Raw genomic sequence first — 18,679 nt, 5'->3', positions numbered from 1 at the left:
CAAAAACCCACAACAGTTGAGCCTCGCAATATGCGGAAGCTGAACCGGACAGCCGTGGGTCAAGCCCGGGCATGACGGAGAAACAAAATGGCGCCGCATCCAGCAGCACGATCTAGGGCAAGCTTCGCGACCTTGAGCCACCCCGATCAATACCCAACCTGCATCGATCGATCCGGAATCAGGCTTGGTCAAGCTTCACATTCGACTTTAAGAGCTGAAGCAACAACATCACAAAGGGGGAAACAGATGATCAGACCGGGCACCATCATGGCCGCAACCTTCGTTCTCGCCGCTGCAGCAACGCTGGCGCCGCGCGCCGGCCAGGCCGAGACCTACGCCTATGTCGGCAACGCCGACAGCAACGACATCAGCGTGTTCAAGTTCGACGCCGCCTCGGGCGAGATGACCCCGGTGCAGACGGCGGCCTTCGTGGGCGTGGAGAAGCCGGGCTCGTCGACCCCGCTCGCGGTCAGCCCGGACAAGCGGGTGCTGATCGCCGGCGTCCGCTCGCAGCCATTCGTCGCCGAGAGCTTCGCCATCGACGCCAAGACCGGGCGGCTCAGCCACATCGGCAACGGGCCGCTCGCCGACAGCATGGCCAACATCACCTTCGACCGCACCGGCAAGGTGCTGTTCAGCGCCTCCTATGGCGGCAACAAGGTGGCGGTGAACCCGGTGCAGGCGAACGGCGTCGTCGCCGCACCTGGCCAGGTGATCCCGACCGGGCTGAACGCGCATGCCTTCCTGCCCTCGCCCGACAACCGCTTCGTGTTCGCGACCAATCTCGGCTCCGACCAGGTGCTCGGCTTCGCCTTCGACGCCGCGACGGGCACGCTGACGGCCAAGGAGGCGCTGACGGTGAAGACGCCGGAGAAGTCCGGGCCGCGGCACTTCATCTTCCACCCGAACGGCAAGTTCATCTACCTTCTGCACGAGCTCAACGCCGATCTCGCCGTCTACGCCTATGATGCCGAGAAAGGCACCTGGAGCGAGCAGCAGCGCACGACCGCCCTGCCCTCGGGCTTCACCGGCAAGCCCTGGGCGGCGGATCTTCATGCGACGCCCGATGGCAAGTTCCTCTACGCCTCGGAGCGCGGCTCGAACACGATTGCCGGCTTCAAGGTCGATGCGGCCAGCGGGCGCCTGACGGCGATCGGCAGCGTGCCGACCGAAACCCAGCCGCGCGGCTTTGCCATCGATCCCACCGGGCGCTACCTCGCCGCTGTCGGCGAAGTGTCGAATGGGATGATGGTGTATCGGATCGACCCGGCCAGCGGCGTGCTGGAGAAGACGAAGTCGTACGCGGTCGGCAAGAAGCCGAACTGGGTGGAGTTCGTCAGCCTGCCGTGACCGGCGGGCTGCAACACCGCTGTTGCGGCCATCCTTCGAGACGCCCGCCTCCGGCGGGCTCCTCAGGATGAGGGGCTGAGGGTGCCGCAGGAATTCTTCCGCGCGTTGTGATGCCTCCCCTCATGGTGAGGAGGCCGCCGGGGGCGGGCGTCTCGAACCATGAGGCCCGGATGGCTCCGGCGTTTCCATCGGCGCTGCGAGTGCTTATATCCAACGCCATGACCCTGCCTGCCGCCCAGCCCGACCGCCATCCCCTCGCCGTTCAACATCCGGAACTCGACGACGCCTCGATCCGCCTGCTGGTCGAGACCTTCTACGGCCGCGCACGGGAGGACGAGCTGATCGGCCCGATCTTCAACCGTACGGTGGAGGATTGGGACGAACATATCGGCAGGATCAGTGATTTCTGGTCGTCGATGTTCCTGAAGACGGGCCGCTACAGCGGCGCGCCGATGCGGCCGCATCTGCTGCTGGAGTTGCAAGGCGGGCATTTCGACCGCTGGCTGCGGCTGTTCGAGACGACGGCGAAGGACCTGTTCGCGCCCGAGCTCGCGGAGCTCTTCATCGTCCGCGCCCGCCGCATCGCCGACAGTTTCGAGATGGGCATCGCCAGCACGCGCGGCGACATCGCGCGCCCGCGCCATTCGGTCTGACCTCGGCCGCAAGCAAGCCGGCGTTCGGGAAGCGGCGATGCGGTCGTCCTGCGCTCAATGGCGCGTCATCGACTGCGCCGGCATGTTGAAGATCGCTTCGGAGAACGGGAACTCGAGCACGATCTCGCCGTCCTCGTCGGTGACCTCGATGACGGCCGTCATCAGCGCCGCGTTGCCACCTTCGGTGCGCAGCAGTTCCTTGATCATGTCGCGCGCGACTTCCCAGGCGCGGTCGGGATTGCGCAGCACCTCGCCGTCGGTGTCGGAGACCAGTTCCTCGCCGATCCGTGTGTTGAAGAAATATCTAGGCATCATCAGCTTCCAATGGGGTCGCGCGCTGGGGTTTTGAAGTCTCGAACATCTCACGACTGCTTTATCCGGCCAGCTCAGCCCCTCAAGCTAGGGGCTGAATTGTACGGCGTTGCGAAGCCATCGATCACGAATTCGTTGTTTTCACGGCTCAATCCGACGAAAACGGCAGCAACTCGCATCTGCAACTTCGCACTGCAATAAACAGGCCTGAGAGGCTCAAACAAAAAGATTCCACTGGCGAACTTTTCGTAGCACGGTAGTTTATTGCTGAGGACGATAACCGTCCCGTCTTGAAGGAGAGGACAATGGCCTGGAAAGCACCGAAGATCGTTGAAGTGCCGGTCGGCATGGAAATCAACATGTACGCCTGCGCGGCCCGCAAATAATTCGCGGGTGTGACGTCCAGGTCTCGGCGATCAGGACGTCGACGCTTGAGGGTGGGGATCAGCGACCGCGTATGTGCCAGCCCGTGCGCTGGTCGGATGTCCCACCCTCGTCACCTTCCCTGCGGGCGATCCTGACCGTCGGTCAGCCTGTCCGTCGGTGATCCTGCCGCTGGTAATCGCGTGCGCCACCACAGCTGAATTCCAGGAGACGGCTCATGCTTCGCCTCGTCGTCCTGGGCGCCGCCGCGGGCGGTGGAGTGCCGCAGTGGAATTGCGGCTGCGCCGTGTGTCGTGCCGTGCGCACCTCACATCCCGAGATCCACAACAGTCAGGCCTCGGTTGCGGTCAGCGCAGATGGCGCCAACTGGTTCCTGATCAACGCCTCGCCCGATCTGCGTCAGCAGGTCACCCGCACGCCGCAGCTGCATCCGAAGCCAGGCGCCCTGCGCCACAGTCCGATCGCCGGCGTGATCCTGACCAATGGCGAGATCGATGCGGTGACCGGCCTCTTGTCGATGCGCGAGAGCTCGCCATTTTCGATCCATGCGCACCCCAAGGTGCTTGCGATCCTCCGCTCGAACAACATCTTCGATGTGCTGAAGGACGAGACCGTCAAGCGCGTGCCGATCGTGATCGACGTGCCGTTCCGGCCGCTGCTGCAGGACGGCAGGCCCTCGGGCCTGGAGATCACGGCCTTCGCCGTCTCGGGAACGAGCGCGTGGTATCTGCGCGACAAGCAGCATCCCGGCGGCAGCTCCTCGACCGGCGACACGCTGGGCCTGAAGATCGCCGATCTCGAAGGCGGGCAATATTGCTACGTCATCGCCGCCTGTGCGGTCGTGGACGATGATCTGAGAACGAGATTGAGGGGCGCGCCCTTGGTGCTGTTCGACGGCACGGTGTGGCGCGACGACGAGATGATCCTGGCCGGACTCGGCAACAAGACCGGGCAGAGCATGGGACATATCGCGATGTCCGGAGAAAGCGGTGCGATCAAGCAGCTGGCGGACCTCGCGATCGGCAGGAAGGTCTTCCTGCACATCAACAACTCCAATCCGGCGTGGCTGCACGCCTCACCCGAGCGGCAAACGTTGGAACGCGAGGGATGGGAAATCCCCGCTGAAGGGATGGAGATCGTACTGTGAGTGAGGTCAATCTGAGCGGAATGACGGCGCTGTCGATCGGCAGCGGCGTAACGCTGAACAATGCGAGCGAATTGGAAGCGGCGCTGCGCCACATCGGGGCGACGCGCTATCACAACCACCACCCGTTTCATAAGCTGCTGCACGGCGGCAAGCTCAACAAGGGCCAAGTGCAGGCCTGGGCGCTGAACCGCTACTACTACCAGTCGACGATCCCGCTGAAGGACGCGATGGTGATGACGCGCTTCCGCGACCGCGCCACGCGGCTGGAATGGCGGCACCGCATCGAGGATCATGACGGCGATGTCGGCAGCGAGGGCGGCATCGAGCGCTGGATCAAGCTGACCGAAGGCCTCGGCCTCGACACCGCCTACGTGGAATCCACCGAAGGCATCCTGCCGGCCACGCGCTTTGCGGTCGAAGCCTATGTGCATTTCTGCCGCGACCGCTCGCCGCTGGAGGCGATCGCCTCGTCGCTGACCGAATTGTTCGCGCCGAGCATCCATGAAGAGCGCATCTCGGGCATGCTCGAGCACTACGATTTCGTCAACAACGACACCATGAGCTACTTCAAGCGGCGTCTCACCCAGGCGCCGCGCGATGCCAATTTCGCGCTGCATTACGTCAAGGAGCACGCCACCACGCCGGAGCAGCGCGCCGCGGTCTGCAACGCGCTGATCTTCAAGACCAACGTGCTGTGGGTGCAGCTCGACGCGCTGTATCATGCGTATGTCGAGGGACACATTCCGCCGGGTGCGTTCGTGCCGAAGGAGGGGTGAGTGGTTGCATCGGAGCAACGCCGCCTGGTCCGGGGGGCCTCATGGTTCGAGACGCGCCGCAAGCGGCGCTCCTCACCATGAGGGGCAAGCGGCGGAGCGGCCGCTGCATACGGGACCATGAACACGCTGTTAGCGTGTTCATGGAGAGGGTTCAGGATATCGCCGCAAGTTCCGCCCTCGTCCTGAGGAGCCCGCCGCAGGCGGGCGTCTCGAAGGACGCTGGCAGGCGCGGCGGCGGCTCCGAACTCCAAATCTGCGCGATCTCGCCGTTTGATCACAGCTGCTGCTAGAGAACCCCACCATGGCCCCGCGTCACATCCAAGTCACCGAGACCAGCCGCGTGGTGCTGCCGCGGCATACGAAGTTGAAGTTCGACGAGACGCGCCAGGTCTGGGTGATCCTCGCCCCCGAGCGGGTGCTGGCGCCGGACGAGATCGCGGTCGAGGTGCTCAAGCTATGCGACGGTACGCGCAGCGTCGCGGCCATCATCGACGAGATGGCGGCGAAATACGCCGCGCCGCGTGACGTGATCGCGATCGACGTCGTCGCCATGCTGCAGGATCTCGCCGACAAGGGATTCCTGACCGAGGTTCGGGAGACGACATCATGACCGAGCTGACCGACACCTCACCGCCCAGCGACAGCAATGACGGCCTCGCCGTGCTGGAGCGGCGCGGCTCCGTGGCCGAAACCTTCGGCATTCCGCTCGCCGTGCTGGCCGAGCTCACGCATCGCTGCCCGCTGCAATGCCCCTATTGCTCCAACCCGCTGGAGCTCGACCGCGCCGGCCAGGAATTGACCACGGCAGAGTGGAAGAAGGTGCTGTCCGAGCTCGCCGAGATCGGCGTGCTGCAGATCCACTTCTCCGGCGGCGAGCCGACGGCGCGCAAGGACCTGGTCGAGCTGGTGCAGCATGCCAACGACGTCGGACTCTACACCAACCTGATCACCTCGGCCGTGCTGCTGACGCGCGAGCGGCTGAAGGAGCTGGCCGATGCCGGGCTGTCCCATGTCCAGATCAGCTTCCAGGGCAATGAGCCTGATGTCGCCGACCGCGTCGGCGGCTACAAGGGCGGCCACGCCAAGAAGCTCGAGGTGGCGCGCTGGACCCGCGAGCTCGACCTGCCGCTGACGGTGAACGCCGTGATGCACCGGCAGAACCTGCATCAGCTGCCCGACATCATCCAGATGGCGGTCGATCTCGATGCCGACCGGCTCGAGGTCGCCAACGTGCAATATTACGGCTGGGCGCTGAAGAACCGCGCCAGCCTGATGCCGACCTACGCCCAGTTGGAGGAGACCGACCGCCTGGTCGAGGAGGCGCGCGAGCGGCTGAAGGGCACGCTGACCATCGACTACGTCGTCCCGGACTACTACGCGCTGCGGCCGAAGAAGTGCATGGGCGGCTGGGGCCGGCAGTTCTTCAACATCTCGCCGTCGGGCAAGATCCTGCCGTGCCACGCCGCCGAGAGCATCACCGGGCTCGACTTCATGTCGGTGCGCTCGAACCATTCGATCGCCTGGATCTGGCAGAACTCGGAGGCCTTCAACCGCTATCGCGGCACCGGCTGGATGAAGGAGCCGTGCAAATCCTGCGAGTTCCGCGAGATCGATTTCGGCGGCTGCCGCTGCCAGGCCTTTGCGCTGACCGGCGACGCCGCCAACACCGATCCGGCCTGCACGCTGTCGCCGCTGCACGAGAGCATCTTCAAGCAGGCCGAGCGCGATGCCGCCTCCGGCCAGGACCGCTTCCTGTATCGCAACTTCGCCGGCGGCACGCCTGAGAGCAATGATGCCTGACGCCGAAGCCGGCCGCGCCTCCGCGCGCCGCAGCGATCCGTTCGCGCCGCTGACGTCGGAATGGCTCGACGTCTCCGGCGGCCATCAGATCTATGTCGAGAGCGCCGGGCGAGTCGGCGGCCTACCCGCCGTCTACCTGCACGGTGGGCCCGGCTCCGGCTGCCAGCCGGATCACCGCCGGCTGTTCGATCCCGAGCGCTTCCACGCCGTGCTGTTCGACCAGCGCGGCGCCGGCCGCTCGCGTCCCGCGCGCAGCCGCGACAACAACACTCTGCACGATTTGATCGCCGACATGGAGGCGATCCGCACGAAATTCGGCTTTGAGAAATGGATCGTCGCCGGTGGCTCCTGGGGCGCGACCTTGGCGCTGGCCTACGCCCAGGCGCATCCCGCGCGCGTGAGCGGCCTGGTGCTGCGCGCGACCTTTCTCGGCACCCGCGCGGAGGTGGAGACGGCGTTCGGCGAGACGCTGGCGCGCTTTCACCCTGCCCTGCATCGCGACTTCCTGGAGATGCTACCGGAGAACGAGCGCGCCAACCCCTGCGAAGCCTATTTCCGCCGCATCCTCGATCCCGATCCGGCGATCCACGGTCCGGCCGCGCGCGCCTGGCACGACACCGAGCGGGCGCTGTCCGAGATCAAACCGGCGCGCGCCCATCTGGATCGGCTCGCCATCCGCTCCGGCAGCGCGCTGCCGGCGACGCCGTTCATGGAGGCGCATTACTTCTCTCAGGACAGCTTCATGGCGAAAGACCAGTTGCTGCGTGATGCGAGCAGGCTCAGCGGGATTCCCGGAATCATCGTGCAGGGCCGCTACGACCTGCTCTGTCCGCCCTCCACCTCGGCAAGGCTCGCGGACATCTGGCGCGACGCCGAAATCCGTGTCGTCGAAGCCGCAGGTCACAATCTTTATGACCCCGGCATCCGCGATGCGGTCATGAAAGCCATCTGCGATCTGGCGACGCGCACGACAGCGCCTTAAACACATCACTCATTCCCCTCATGCTGAGGAGGCGCGCCAGCGCCGTGTCGAAGCATGAGGCCCGCGATGCTTCGGGCCTCATGCTTCGAGACGGCCGCCTTTGGCGGCCTCCTCAGCATGAGGATCAGCCACACGCACCAGGAGGCTCAAGATGCCCATCGCCGGGAAAGGCATGCTGTTGACGTCGATGAACATCGATGCCGAGCATGAAGCCGATTTGAACCATTGGTACGACAGCGAGCATCTCGAAGAGCGCGTGGCCATCCCCGGCTTCGTCGAGGCGCGACGCTATGTCGCCGAGCAGGGCAGCCCGAAATATCTGTGCCTGTACTCCACCGAGACGATCGACGTGCTCGACAGCGACGCCTATCGCGCTCGGCTCGAGGCGCCGACGGAGTGGTCGAAGACTGTCATGGCGCGCTTCAAGAACATGATCCGCAGCGTCGCACGCATCACGATCTCGAAAGGGGCCGGCCGCGGCGCCGTGCTGGGCATCATCCGGCTGCGCCCGAAGCCGGAGCAGGACAAGGCGTTGCGCGAGGCATTGCAGATCGAGCTCGACCCGTACGACCTCAAGGGCGTGATCTCGATGCACCTGCTCGAAGGCGATGCCGATCTGTCCGGCCCCGCCGCTGGCGTTCCAGCGAGTTCGCGCGACGCCGACTGGTTCATCCTGATCGACGGCACCGACAGCCACGCCATCGCGACCTTGATGACGACGCGTTTTGCGGCTGTCGACGGCCCGCTGGCGACGCAGATTTCCGCCGGGATCTATCGCCTGATGTGGGACCTCAGCCGCGCTGATATTGCGGCGCGTTAGTTGGCCAGTCTGATTCCCCGCCGTCATGGCCGGGCTTGACCCGGCCATCCATCCTCTTCGGAGATCTTGGAAAGGTGGATGCCCGGGTCAAGCCCGGGCATGACGACCGAGTGCGGAGCAACTCGCGTGTCCGCTCATTCGTTCTGTAAAAGCCACCATCGTCACCAGTCCGTCATCGTTTGTCGCACCACCTCCCGCATCGCAGCACGCGGCGGCATCGCGCCTGCAATGCGGCAGCGCACACTGTGCATGAGGGGCAGCGTTGCAAATTTGCCTTTGTGTGCGCCTTGGAATGGCTCTAGTCTGATAAGACTATTCAATTGAGCCATTCAAAAAGCAGAAGGGCGACGAACAGGACCTGCTCCGGACCCACATCGATCCCCAGCCGATCCTGAACAAACAGTCGTCCTCACGTCAGGAAGGCCGCGCGCTCATGGTTCGCCGCGCGGACAGGGTATGAATGAGAGCGACTGATATCTCGGCTCCCGACTACTTTCACAAAGTGGTCGATTGCCAATGGGCTTGTCCCGCCCACACGCCGGTCCCCGAATACATCCGCCTGATCGCCGAGGGTCGCTACAGCGACGCCTACATGATCAATTGGAAATCGAATGTATTCCCGGGCATTCTCGGTCGCACCTGCGATCGCCCCTGCGAGCCCGCCTGCCGACGCGGGCGCGTCGAGGAAAGCCCGGTCGCGATCTGCCGCCTGAAGCGCGTCGCGGCGGACTTCAAGGACGACGTGCACCAGCGCATGCCGCGCCCGGCGCCGAAGAACGGCCGGCGCATCGCGCTGGTGGGCGGCGGCCCGGCCTCGCTGACCGTCGCACGCGACCTCGCGCCGCTCGGCTATCACTGCACCGTGTTCGACGCCGATCCCAAGCCCGGCGGCATGATGCGCTCGCAGATTCCCAAGTTCCGCCTGCCCGACAGCGTCATCGACGAGGAGACGGGCTACGTGCTCAGCCTCGGCGTCGATTACAAGGCCGGCCATCGCGTCGACAGCCTCAAAACGCTGCTCGCCGAGAACTACGATGCCATCTTCATCGGCTCCGGCGCGCCGCGCGGCCGCGAGTTGAACATCCCAGGCCGCAAGGAAGCCGCCGCGAACATCCATCTCGGCATCGACTGGCTGTCCAGCGTGTCGTTCGGCCATACCGACAAGATCGGCAGGCGCGTGATCGTGCTCGGCGGCGGCAACACCGCGATGGACTGCTGCCGGACCGCTCGGCGGCTTGGCGGCGAGGACGTCAAGGTCATCGTGCGCTCCGGCTTCGAGGAGATGAAGGCCTCTCCCTGGGAGAAGGAGGACGCGCTGCACGAGGACATTCCGATCCTCAATTATCTCGTGCCGGTCGCGTTCACTCACGACAATGGCAGGCTGACCGGCGTCACCTTCCAGAAGGTGAAAGCCGAATATGACGACAAGGGCCGGCGCTCGCTGGTGCCCTCCGGCGAGCCCGACGTGACCTATGAGTGCGACGACGTGCTGGTCGCCGTCGGCCAGGAGAATGCCTTCCCCTGGATCGAGGCCGATTGCGGCGTGGAGTTCGACAAATGGCACATGCCGAAGGTCGACCCGGCCACCTTCGTTTCGACCAACCCGAAGGTGTTCTTCGGCGGCGATGCCGCATTCGGCCCCAAGAACATCATCTGGGCTGTCGCGCAAGGCCACGAGGCGGCGCTGTCGATCCACCGCCTGCTCTCCGGCGAGGACATCACCGAGCGGCCGCTGCCCGAGGTGCACGTCTCCTCGCAGAAGATGGGCATCCATGAATGGAGCTATGACAACGACGTCTCGCCGGAGAAGCGCTTCAAGGTGCCGCACCGCGACAAGGTGGTCGCGCTGAAGGACATCCGCGCCGAGGTCGAGCTCGGCTACGACGTCAAGCTCGCGCTCGGCGAGGCGCATCGCTGCCTGAACTGCGACGTGCAGACGGTGTTCTCCGACACGCTGTGCATCGAATGCGACGCCTGCGCCGACATCTGCCCGATGGACTGCATCACCTTCACCGACAATGGCGAGGAGGCCGATCTGCGCGCGCGGCTGAAGGCGCCGTCTGTTCATCCCGACCAGAGCCTCTACGTGTCGTCGGATCTGAAGACCGGGCGCGTGATGGTGAAGGACGAGGACGTCTGCCTCCATTGCGGCCTGTGCGCCGAGCGCTGTCCCACTGGTGCGTGGGACATGCAGAAATATTTCATCGAGACGACCCACGCAGGTAACGCATGTCCCAGCAAGCGCCGCTCAGCAGCGTAAACGACTTCGTCGTCCGCTTCGCCAACGTCAACGGCTCCGGCTCGGCCAGCGCCAACGAGCTCTTCGCGCGCGCCGTGCTGCGTCACGGTGTGCCGGTCAGCCCCCGCAACATCTTCCCGTCGAACATCCAGGGCCTGCCGACCTGGTACGAGGTGCGCGTCACCGAAGCGGGCCATCTCGGCGCGCGCGGCGGCGGAACCGACCTGATGGTCGCGATGAACCCGCAGACCTGGGACAAGGACGTCGCCGGCATCGTGGCCGGCGGTTATCTGTTCTACGATTCGACCAAGCCGATGCCGTCGAGCAAGTTCCGCGACGATATCAACGTGATCGGCGTGCCGCTGACGGCGATCACCAACTCGACCTACTCCGATCCACGCCAGCGCCAGCTGTTCAAGAACATCATCTATCTCGGCGCGCTCTCCGCCCTCCTCGACATGGACCCGAAGCTGATCGAGCAACTGATCGGCGAGCAGTACAGGGGCAAGGAGAAGCTGCTCTCCTCCAACGTCCACGCGCTGCATCTCGGCCGCGACTGGGCGCTGCAGAATTTGAAATGCCCGATCGGCCTGCGCATCAGGAAGGCCGACAAGGTCGGCGACCGCATCTTCATCGAGGGCAACAACGCCGCCGCGCTCGGCGCCGTCTATGGCGGCGCGACTGTCTGCGCCTGGTACCCGATCACGCCGTCGTCGTCGCTGGCCGAGGCGTTCAGCAACCACTGCAAGAAACTGCGGCACGATTCGGAAACCGGGCAGGCCAAATACGCGATCGTGCAGGCCGAGGACGAGCTCGCCTCGATCGGCATGGTGGTGGGCGCCTCCTGGAACGGCGCCCGCGCCTTCACCACGACATCGGGCCCCGGCGTGTCGCTGATGACCGAGTTCATCGGCCTGTCCTACTTCGCCGAGATTCCGGCCGTGATCATGAACGTGCAGCGCGCCGGCCCTTCCACGGGCATGCCGACCCGCACCCAGCAGTGCGACCTGATCGCCTGCGGATACGCCTCGCATGGCGATACCAAGCACGTGATGCTGTTCCCCGAGGATCCGGCGGAGGCGTTCGAATTCGCGGCGGCGGCGTTCGATCTTGCCGAGCGGCTGCAGACCACGATCTTCCTGATGCTCGACCTCGACATCGGCATGAACCAGCGGCTGTGCCGGCCGCTGAAGTGGGACGATGCCAAGCAGTATGACCGCGGCAAGGTGATGACGGCCGAGATGCTCGACGAAGGCCGCGACTTCGGCCGCTATCTCGACGTCGATGGCGACGGCATTCCGTTCCGCACCTACCCCGGCACGCATCCGACGGAGGGCTCCTACTTCACCCGCGGCACGTCACGTGACCGCTACGCGCGCTATTCCGAGGAAGGCGCCGTCTATGCCGACAACGTGCAGCGCCTGCTGCGCAAATTCCAGACCGCGGAGGACATGGTGCCGCGGCCGCTGCAGGCCAACGCGGCCAAGCCGACCAAATACGGCGTGATCTATTTCGGCTCGACCGCGCCGGCGATGGACGAGGCGATCGAATTGCTGGAGGCCCGCGGCCACCAGCTCGACCGGCTGCGCATCCGCGCCTTCCCGTTCCATTCGAGCGTGGCGAGCTTCATCGCCGAGCACGACTTCGTCTACGTGGTCGAGCAGAACCGCGACGCCCAGCTGCGCCAGTTGATCGTCACCGAGAACGGCATCGATCCGGTCCGTCTGGTGCCGATCCTGCACTATGACGGCACCCCGATCACCGCGCGCTTCATCGCGGATGCGATCGGGGCCCATCAGGACCAGATCAAGGTCACCCCGCTGCGCAAGGCCGTATCATGACCTACATCGCAAAGCCGAAATTCCAGCATCCCGGCATCAAGAAGAACGCGCTCGGCTACAGCCATCGCGACTACGAGGGCAAGATCTCGACCCTGTGCGCCGGCTGCGGTCACGATTCGATCACGGCCTCGATCATCGAGGCGTGCTTCGATCTGTCGATCGAGCCCCATCGGGTGGCAAAAATCTCGGGCATCGGCTGCTCGTCGAAGACGCCGGACTATTTCCTCGGCAATTCGCACGGCTTCAACACCGTGCATGGCCGCATGCCGTCGGTGCTGACCGGCGCCAACCTCGCCAACCGCGAGCTGATCTATCTCGGCGTCTCCGGCGACGGCGATTCTGCCTCGATCGGCTTCGGTCAGTTCGCCCACGCGATCCGGCGCGGCGTCAACATGACCTATATCGTCGAGAACAACGGCGTCTACGGCCTGACCAAGGGTCAGTTCTCGGCGACCGCCGACCGCGGCTCGAAGTCCAAGAAGGGCGTCACCAACACCGACAACCCGATCGACCTCGTCGGCATCGCGCTGCAGCTCGGGGCGACCTATGTCGCGCGCTCGTTCTCCGGCGACAAGAAGCAGCTGGTGCCGATCATCGCCGGCGCCATCCAGCACAAGGGCGCGGCGTTCATCGACGTGATCAGCCCGTGCATCGCCTTCAACAATCACGCCGGCTCGACCAAGAGCTTCGACTATGTCCGCGAGCACAATGACGCCGTGAACCGGCTGGACGTGCTGACCGGGCGCGATCCGATCGAGATCGACCAGGATCCGGGCACGGTGCAGATCGTCGAACAGCACGACGGCTCGCGGCTGGCGCTGCGCAAGATCGACGCCGACTACGACCCGCACGACCGGCTCGGCGCCATGACCTTCCTGCAGAAGCATGCCGCGCAAGGCCAGATCGTGACCGGGTTGCTCTATGTCGACCCCGAGGCCGACGACCTGCACAGCCACCTCAATACGGTGGAGCGGCCACTGAACCGGCTGGAGGCCGCGGATCTCTGCCCGGGACAGGCGGCGCTTGACAAGATCAACGCGAGCCTGCGCTAGGCTGATCGCTACGTTGACAGCTTCCCCATAGCCGTCCTTCGAGACGCCCGCCTTCGGCGGGCTCCTCAGGACGAGGTCTGAATGTGTGGCGCCCCTCCTTCAAGGGCGCCTCGCCGTCCCCCCTCATGGTGAGAAGCGCCGCGCCACCGGTCGCGCCATCGTCAACAGCCGGACTGACGGCGCGTCTCGAACCATGAGGCCCCGATCTCATGACCGCAGCGCATTCGCCCACACCCGTTCGAGCTGCACAATCGCATCGGGCAACGGCAGCGCCGACAGCGCATCATCACCGCCGCTGATAAGGCCGAACTCGCGCAACCTGATCAGCGCCTCATCGATATTGAACGCCCGACCCAGCCCGAACATCTGCTGCAGCAACTCCTCGACATGACTGCCCAATGCAGCCCGCGAGAGCGGCACCGACGCCAGCAGCAGGCCGCCATAGGCCAGCACGGCCTCCTTCCAGTCCTGGTCCTCGGCCTCGCCGATCAGGTAGTTGAAGATGCCGGAATTGTTGTTGACGTTACGGAAGTAGATGTTGTCGGTGACCTGCTTCTGATGGATCAGCGACCGGCGATGGAAGTTGCCCCATTGCCTGAGAATGAAGGCGCCGAGCGCGAACAGGCCCGACAGCGCCGCCAGCGCCTGCTCGGTATCGTTGTCGTGCACGGTGCCGCTGAGGCCGAGATAGAAGCCGGCGACGATGAACAGCACGGTGAGCGTCGAGGCCAGCTTGAGCAGAATCGGCACGCCGCCGACCAGCGCCGGCACGCCCAGCGTCAGTTGCTCGCGCAGCCCCATGACGACACGGACGTTCGGCAGCAGCGCCTCGAGATCGAAGCGCGCGATGTGACGGAAATATTTGAACAGCACCGCCCCGCCGCGGATCTTGTTGCGGCCGCGCCAGGCGGCAGTCTTGCGCTTCGTCCGGGTCGGCTCGTCGGGCCTGGTCGCGACCATCAGGATGATGTCGTCATAGACCTCGATCTCATGCTTGCGCCGGCGCAGCCCATACAACATGGGGACCTCGATCGTCTCCTGATGCTGGCCGCGCCGGAACATGCGGACGGCGCGGTAGTCCGAGATCGACGCCTTCAGCTTGACCCTGACAAGCGCATGCTCGGCAAACGCGCGCTCGATCTCGGCATGGCTGATCTCGATGAAATTGGCCTCGCCGAGCACCTGCACGACTTCGTCGGCGAGGCTGCGATAGGCCGCGTCGAGCTCCTCGGGCGATCGATGGCGCCCGACCGGCACTTCGGGATCGAAGTCGAAATAGGCGTCGCGCAGGCGATCGAGCTCGTCGAAATACTCGTGATGCAGGATGGCACCGAGCATCTGGGCGAGCCGGCGCAGGTCGGCCGATTGCGTGTCGTCCAGTCCACCGTGCGAAATCACGGCGTCGAGGACCTCGGACTTGCGTATCGGAATGAACCGGTCCCGCCGGCTCGTCGTCTCCCCTGGTCCAACCACGCGTGTCACGCCCGACTTGCCACGTTCTCAACAGCCGATCCCGCTGCTGCTGCCGGGCGGCTCCCCCGTAACATAGCGAGCTCAGCCGACTTGCGCTACTCGCCGGGGACCGGATTGCGCGCGCTCCTCAGTGACGCAAGACGATGCCCGTATGCATAACGCCAAGTCGACGGCGGTTGCTGTTCTCGCGCTCGTCATGCCCGGGCTTGACCCGGGCATCCATGCACTTGGCGAAGAGATGGATGGCCGGGCCTTCGCCGCGCCGAAGCGGCTACGGCCGCGCAGGCGGGTCAAGCCCGGCTATGACGAAGCGAGGTTTGGACACGCACATCATCTTCATGGTCTAGAGTGGGCTGACAGAGAGGGAGAACCCGATGACCGGCACCCCGGAGATCAAGTCCGCCTTCAACGCCATTCGCGCCATCGACTATACGATCATCCTCGTCCGAGATTCGACGGCGATGCGCGGCTTCTATGAGAACGTGCTGGGCTTCCCGATCGCGCGCGAGCTGTCGCAGGGCTGGATCGAATACCGGATCGGCGCCAATACATTGGCGCTGGCGCAACCGAAGCGGCTCGCATCGGACCAGCTGACGCCCCGAGGCGCCGCCTCGCTGCAGCTCGCGTTCAAGGCGGGCCGTAACGATGTCGACCGCTGCGCGGCAGAATTGACCAGCAAGGGCGTCGCTCTCATGGAGCCGCCGACGGACCAGCCCTTCGGGCACCGGACCCTGTTCTTCAGGGACCCGGACGGCAATCTGCTCGAAGTGTACGCGGAGATCTAACAGCTGATATCTAAGGCTTGGCGGCCGCGCTAGGCGGCCGCCGGTTGTATCCGGGGATTGAGCACGTACTCCTTCAGCACCTTGTCGGTGGCGGCATCGACTTCGACCAGCGACACGTCGTAGCTCCAGAGATCGGCGAGATGCTGCAGCACGCGCTTGGTGTCGGTCTCGTTGAGCTGGGCGCCCTTGACCACCGTATGCCGCAGCATCAGGCGGCGATCGCCGGCGAGATCGACATCGACCACCTCGATGTTGGGGTCGATGTAGCCGACGTCGTACTGCTTGGACAGCTCGCGGCGGATGCGGCGATAGCCGCGCTCGTCATGGATGGCATCGACAAGAATGCCGGCGCGCTCGGCCGGATCGTCATGCAGGTGGAACAGTCTGAGCTGCCGGATCAGGTTGGGGCTGAGGAACTGGCTGATGAAGCTCTCGTCGCGATAGTTCGCCCAGACGTCACGCAGCACCGCCATTTCGTCGCCGGTGCCGGCGATGTCCGGAAACCATTCGCGATCCTCGTCGGTCGGATCCTTCACGATGCGCTCGATGTCCTGCATCATCGCAAAGCCAAGGGCATAGGGGTTGAAGCCGGAGTAGCGCGGATCGTCGAACTCCGGCTGGAACACGACATTGGTGTGCGACTGCAGGAACTCCAGGAAATTGCCGTCGGTGAGTCGTCCTTCCTGGTGCAGACGGTTCATGATGCGATAATGCACGTAGGTCGCCGTGCCCTCGTTCATGACCTTGGTCTGGCCCTGCGGATAGAAATACTGCGCGATGTGGCGGACGATGCGCAGCAGCTCGCGCTGCCAGGGCGCCAGCCGCGGCGCGGTCTTCTCCAGGAAATAAAGCAGGTTCTCCTGCGGCAGGCCGAGCAGCGCGCGGCGCCGCTCGACGTTCAGCATCGCATTGGTCTTGACCGGGCCGGTCGGCACCGTGCGCCAGAGATCGTTGAACTGGCCCTCCTCATAGAGCCTGCGCTTGCCGGCGCGCTTCTCCTCCTCGCGGAAGTCGAGCTTCTTCTTGCCGGGATAGCGGTCGACGCCATGCGACATCAGCGCATGGGCGGCATCGAGCGTATGCTCGACCGCGAGCCGGCCATAACGTTCCTCGCATTGCGCGATGTAGCCGCGGGCGAAGTCGAGATAGTCGAGGATGCCGTCGGCGTCGGTCCACTGCTTGAACAGGTAGTTGTTCTTGAAGAAGTGATTGTGACCGAACGCGGCATGCGCGATCACCAGGGTCTGCATCGTCGCCGTGTTCTCCTCCATCAGATAGGAGATGCAGGGCGAGGAGTTGATCACGATCTCATAGGCGAGGCCCATCAGCCCTTTGCGGTACGAGGCCTCGTGATAGGCGAAGTGCTTGCCGAACGACCAGTGCTTGTAGAACAGGGGCATGCCGACCGAGGAATAGGCGTCGAGCATCTGCTCGGCCGTGATCACCTCGATCTGGTTGGGATAGGTGTCGAGCCCGAGCTCCTTGTGCGCCACCCTCTCGCAGGTATCGTGAATGCGCTGCAAGGTGAGGAAATTCCAGTCGGCGCCCTCGAACAGCAGTCCGCTCATGACGCCGCCCTCTCCTGCGTGGTGCCGCGACGCTGAAACAGGTCGTGGAACACCGGGAAGATCTCGCTCCGGTCGCGCACCTTGCGCATCGATAGCGGCTCGCCATTGGCGCGCAGCCGCTCATACAGCGACCACAGCGCGGAGTCCGGCATCTCGAACGAATAGGTGCCGGACTCGCCGACCTCGAGATAGGCGAAGAACTGCGACACCGGCAGGATGTTGTCGGTCAGGAGCCGCGCGACATTCTCGGAATCCGAGGTCGCGTTGTCGCCGTCGGAGGCCTGCGCCGCGTAGATGTTCCAGTCCGAGGGCCGGAAGCGCGAGCGGACGATGTCGTGCATGCATTGCAGGGCGCTCGACACCAGGGTGCCGCCGGATGCCGGTCCGTAGAAGAAGGTCTGCTCGTCGACCTCCTCGGCACGATCGGTATGGCGGATGAACACGATCTCGACATGGCGGTAGCGCCGGGTCAGGAACACGTAGAGCAGCATGTAGAACCGCTTGGCGAGGTCCTTCATGTGCTCCGACATCGAGCCGGACACGTCCATCAGGCAGAACATCACGGCCTGCGCGATCGGCTTCGGCACCGCTTCGAAGCGGCGGTAGCGGATGTCGATCGGATCGATGAAGGGGATGCGCTTGGCCTTCGCCTTCAGCGCTTCGAGCTCGGCCAGCAGCGCGGCGCGCTTGTCGTCGTCGGTCTCCTGCTCCAGCTGGGCTTCGAGCTCGGCAATCGCCTCCGGCCGCGGCCGGCGCAGCGCGACGCGGCGGGCCAAGGCGCGGGTGACGGTGCGGCTGATCGAGATATTGGCTGGCGAACCCGACGTCGAATAGCCCGCGCGCACCAACCCTTCGCTCTCGGCCTCGGCGAATTTGCGCTTGGCGAGATCGGGCAGCTCGAGATCGTCGAGGAACAGGTTGACGAACTCCTCCTTGCTCAGCACGAAGCGGAAGGCGTCCTCGCTGTCGCCCTGCCCCGGCGCCGACTTGCGGCCGCTGCCGTCACCGGAGCGCGGCAGGATATCGCCCTCGACGAACTTCTTGTTGCCGGGCAGCACCATGTCGCGGGTGCCGCCCTCACGGCGGAAGCGCGGCTCGTCCATGCCATCGAGCGGGATGGAGACCTCACCACCCTCGAGCACGTCCTTGATGTCGCGGTCCTGCGACGTCTTCTTCACGGCTCCTTGAACCAACGCCTTGGCTCGGCGCAAAAATCGCTGACGGTTTTCGAGACTTTTGCCGCCCGGATTCAGGCGCCGATCAATGATATGCATGACCACGTTTCCATACGCCTCCTGCTGCAGCGGTTTCGACTCCTGCTCTCCCCCGCCGCGATGCCGCGGTGCAGTATCAGACCCGATACCGGACCCGCATCATTCGCTGCCCGACGCGTCCCATCAAAGTTCAGCGTCGAACGTTCCGCTCGCCTCGTTGTCCCGGCGCCAACATCCGCCGATGGCCTGCAGCACATGCAGTGAACATCGGCGCCGGACCACG

At 64.8% G+C, this 18,679-nt stretch carries 17 protein-coding genes; 13 read left to right on the top strand and 4 right to left on the bottom strand.

What is annotated here, in order from left to right; genetic code table 11:
- Positions 1-246: 246 nt before the first annotated feature.
- Together ACQR1H_RS25025 and ACQR1H_RS25020 are read left to right on the top strand one after the other, a co-directional pair.
- A complete protein-coding gene (locus ACQR1H_RS25025) occupies positions 247-1,350 on the top strand; it encodes a lactonase family protein (protein WP_434908341.1) in 1,104 nt (367 codons plus the stop codon).
- 218 nt (positions 1,351-1,568) lie between these two features.
- Positions 1,569-2,003 (top strand): group III truncated hemoglobin, encoded by a 435-nt coding sequence (locus ACQR1H_RS25020; protein WP_434908340.1) that lies wholly within the window; start codon positions 1,569-1,571, stop codon positions 2,001-2,003.
- A gap of 54 nt (positions 2,004-2,057) precedes the next feature.
- Here ACQR1H_RS25020 and ACQR1H_RS25015 read toward each other — a convergent pair whose 3' ends face one another.
- Positions 2,058-2,315, bottom strand: coding sequence for a DUF6894 family protein (locus tag ACQR1H_RS25015; RefSeq protein WP_172111173.1), 258 nt, complete (start codon positions 2,313-2,315; stop codon positions 2,058-2,060).
- Positions 2,316-2,620: 305 nt separating this feature from the next.
- Between ACQR1H_RS25015 and pqqA the strand changes: the two genes are divergently transcribed.
- The 10 genes from pqqA to ACQR1H_RS24965 all read left to right on the top strand — a co-directional run bounded on the left by pqqA (position 2,621) and on the right by ACQR1H_RS24965 (position 13,356).
- The gene (gene pqqA, locus ACQR1H_RS25010) at positions 2,621-2,701 is read left to right on the top strand and encodes a pyrroloquinoline quinone precursor peptide PqqA (RefSeq protein WP_012029362.1); all 81 of its coding nucleotides are present in this window, start codon (positions 2,621-2,623) and stop codon (positions 2,699-2,701) included.
- 215 nt (positions 2,702-2,916) lie between these two features.
- A complete protein-coding gene (pqqB, locus tag ACQR1H_RS25005; RefSeq protein WP_434908339.1) occupies positions 2,917-3,846 on the top strand; it encodes a pyrroloquinoline quinone biosynthesis protein PqqB in 930 nt (309 codons plus the stop codon).
- Positions 3,847-3,866: 20 nt separating this feature from the next.
- Positions 3,867-4,622 carry a pyrroloquinoline-quinone synthase PqqC gene (pqqC, locus tag ACQR1H_RS25000; protein ID WP_409998002.1) on the top strand — a complete coding sequence of 252 codons (756 nt, stop codon included), beginning with the start codon at positions 3,867-3,869 and terminating at the stop codon, positions 4,620-4,622.
- A 301-nt stretch (positions 4,623-4,923) separates the two neighbouring features.
- Entirely contained in the window at positions 4,924-5,232 is a 309-nt protein-coding gene (gene pqqD, locus ACQR1H_RS24995; RefSeq protein WP_434845515.1) for a pyrroloquinoline quinone biosynthesis peptide chaperone PqqD, read from the top strand.
- Entirely contained in the window at positions 5,229-6,422 is a 1,194-nt protein-coding gene (pqqE, locus tag ACQR1H_RS24990; protein ID WP_434839228.1) for a pyrroloquinoline quinone biosynthesis protein PqqE, read from the top strand. Before pqqD ends, pqqE begins: the two co-directional genes overlap by 4 nt.
- On the top strand, positions 6,415-7,404 hold the full coding sequence (pip, locus tag ACQR1H_RS24985) for a prolyl aminopeptidase (RefSeq protein WP_315805803.1): 990 nt from the start codon (positions 6,415-6,417) through the stop codon (positions 7,402-7,404). Before pqqE ends, pip begins: the two co-directional genes overlap by 8 nt.
- 151 nt (positions 7,405-7,555) lie before the next feature.
- Entirely contained in the window at positions 7,556-8,224 is a 669-nt protein-coding gene (locus ACQR1H_RS24980) for a hypothetical protein (protein WP_434908338.1), read from the top strand.
- A gap of 460 nt (positions 8,225-8,684) precedes the next feature.
- Positions 8,685-10,484, top strand: coding sequence for an FAD-dependent oxidoreductase (locus tag ACQR1H_RS24975; protein WP_316177756.1), 1,800 nt, complete (start codon positions 8,685-8,687; stop codon positions 10,482-10,484).
- Positions 10,454-12,304 (top strand): 2-oxoacid:acceptor oxidoreductase subunit alpha, encoded by a 1,851-nt coding sequence (locus tag ACQR1H_RS24970; RefSeq protein ID WP_434908337.1) that lies wholly within the window; start codon positions 10,454-10,456, stop codon positions 12,302-12,304. Before ACQR1H_RS24975 ends, ACQR1H_RS24970 begins: the two co-directional genes overlap by 31 nt.
- Positions 12,301-13,356, top strand: coding sequence for a 2-oxoacid:ferredoxin oxidoreductase subunit beta (locus ACQR1H_RS24965; RefSeq protein ID WP_434883971.1), 1,056 nt, complete (start codon positions 12,301-12,303; stop codon positions 13,354-13,356). The genes ACQR1H_RS24970 and ACQR1H_RS24965 overlap by 4 nt, the downstream gene beginning before the upstream one ends.
- Before the next feature lie 207 nt (positions 13,357-13,563).
- On the opposite strand, the gene ACQR1H_RS24960 is transcribed toward ACQR1H_RS24965, so the two are convergent.
- The gene (locus ACQR1H_RS24960; protein WP_316178439.1) at positions 13,564-14,829 is read right to left on the bottom strand and encodes a TMEM143 family protein; all 1,266 of its coding nucleotides are present in this window, start codon (positions 14,827-14,829) and stop codon (positions 13,564-13,566) included.
- 374 nt (positions 14,830-15,203) lie between these two features.
- Here ACQR1H_RS24960 and ACQR1H_RS24955 point away from each other — a divergent pair, with 374 nt between their 5' ends.
- A complete protein-coding gene (locus ACQR1H_RS24955; RefSeq protein ID WP_434908336.1) occupies positions 15,204-15,614 on the top strand; it encodes a VOC family protein in 411 nt (136 codons plus the stop codon).
- 29 nt (positions 15,615-15,643) lie between these two features.
- On the opposite strand, the gene ACQR1H_RS24950 is transcribed toward ACQR1H_RS24955, so the two are convergent.
- Both ACQR1H_RS24950 and ACQR1H_RS24945 read right to left on the bottom strand, forming a co-directional pair.
- On the bottom strand, positions 15,644-17,182 hold the full coding sequence (locus ACQR1H_RS24950) for a SpoVR family protein (RefSeq protein ID WP_315805439.1): 1,539 nt from the start codon (positions 17,180-17,182) through the stop codon (positions 15,644-15,646).
- Complete coding sequence (locus ACQR1H_RS24945) at positions 17,179-18,456, bottom strand: YeaH/YhbH family protein (RefSeq protein ID WP_315805438.1); 1,278 nt, start codon at positions 18,454-18,456, stop codon at positions 17,179-17,181. Before ACQR1H_RS24945 ends, ACQR1H_RS24950 begins: the two co-directional genes overlap by 4 nt.
- Positions 18,457-18,679 lie beyond the last annotated feature (223 nt).

Source organism: Bradyrhizobium sp. HKCCYLRH2015 (assembly GCF_051168215.1).
Taxonomy (GTDB): domain Bacteria; phylum Pseudomonadota; class Alphaproteobacteria; order Rhizobiales; family Xanthobacteraceae; genus Bradyrhizobium.
Note: the sequence above shows the minus strand (reverse complement) of the source record. Positions and strands in the feature narration are given on the sequence as shown.

What these genes read in the sequence shown, in the direction of transcription:
- ACQR1H_RS25025 (WP_434908341.1), top strand. Translation starts at nt 247, where the DNA reads ATGATCAGACCGGGCACCATCATGGCCGCAACCTTCGTTCTCGCCGCT.
- ACQR1H_RS25020 (WP_434908340.1), top strand. Translation starts at nt 1,569, where the DNA reads ATGACCCTGCCTGCCGCCCAGCCCGACCGCCATCCCCTCGCCGTTCAA.
- ACQR1H_RS25015 (WP_172111173.1), bottom strand. Translation starts at nt 2,315, where the DNA reads ATGCCTAGATATTTCTTCAACACACGGATCGGCGAGGAACTGGTCTCC.
- pqqA (WP_012029362.1), top strand. Translation starts at nt 2,621, where the DNA reads ATGGCCTGGAAAGCACCGAAGATCGTTGAAGTGCCGGTCGGCATGGAA.
- pqqB (WP_434908339.1), top strand. Translation starts at nt 2,917, where the DNA reads ATGCTTCGCCTCGTCGTCCTGGGCGCCGCCGCGGGCGGTGGAGTGCCG.
- pqqC (WP_409998002.1), top strand. Translation starts at nt 3,867, where the DNA reads ATGACGGCGCTGTCGATCGGCAGCGGCGTAACGCTGAACAATGCGAGC.
- pqqD (WP_434845515.1), top strand. Translation starts at nt 4,924, where the DNA reads ATGGCCCCGCGTCACATCCAAGTCACCGAGACCAGCCGCGTGGTGCTG.
- pqqE (WP_434839228.1), top strand. Translation starts at nt 5,229, where the DNA reads ATGACCGAGCTGACCGACACCTCACCGCCCAGCGACAGCAATGACGGC.
- pip (WP_315805803.1), top strand. Translation starts at nt 6,415, where the DNA reads ATGCCTGACGCCGAAGCCGGCCGCGCCTCCGCGCGCCGCAGCGATCCG.
- ACQR1H_RS24980 (WP_434908338.1), top strand. Translation starts at nt 7,556, where the DNA reads ATGCCCATCGCCGGGAAAGGCATGCTGTTGACGTCGATGAACATCGAT.
- ACQR1H_RS24975 (WP_316177756.1), top strand. Translation starts at nt 8,685, where the DNA reads ATGAGAGCGACTGATATCTCGGCTCCCGACTACTTTCACAAAGTGGTC.
- ACQR1H_RS24970 (WP_434908337.1), top strand. Translation starts at nt 10,454, where the DNA reads ATGTCCCAGCAAGCGCCGCTCAGCAGCGTAAACGACTTCGTCGTCCGC.
- ACQR1H_RS24965 (WP_434883971.1), top strand. Translation starts at nt 12,301, where the DNA reads ATGACCTACATCGCAAAGCCGAAATTCCAGCATCCCGGCATCAAGAAG.
- ACQR1H_RS24955 (WP_434908336.1), top strand. Translation starts at nt 15,204, where the DNA reads ATGACCGGCACCCCGGAGATCAAGTCCGCCTTCAACGCCATTCGCGCC.
- ACQR1H_RS24950 (WP_315805439.1), bottom strand. Translation starts at nt 17,182, where the DNA reads ATGAGCGGACTGCTGTTCGAGGGCGCCGACTGGAATTTCCTCACCTTG.
- ACQR1H_RS24945 (WP_315805438.1), bottom strand. Translation starts at nt 18,456, where the DNA reads ATGCATATCATTGATCGGCGCCTGAATCCGGGCGGCAAAAGTCTCGAA.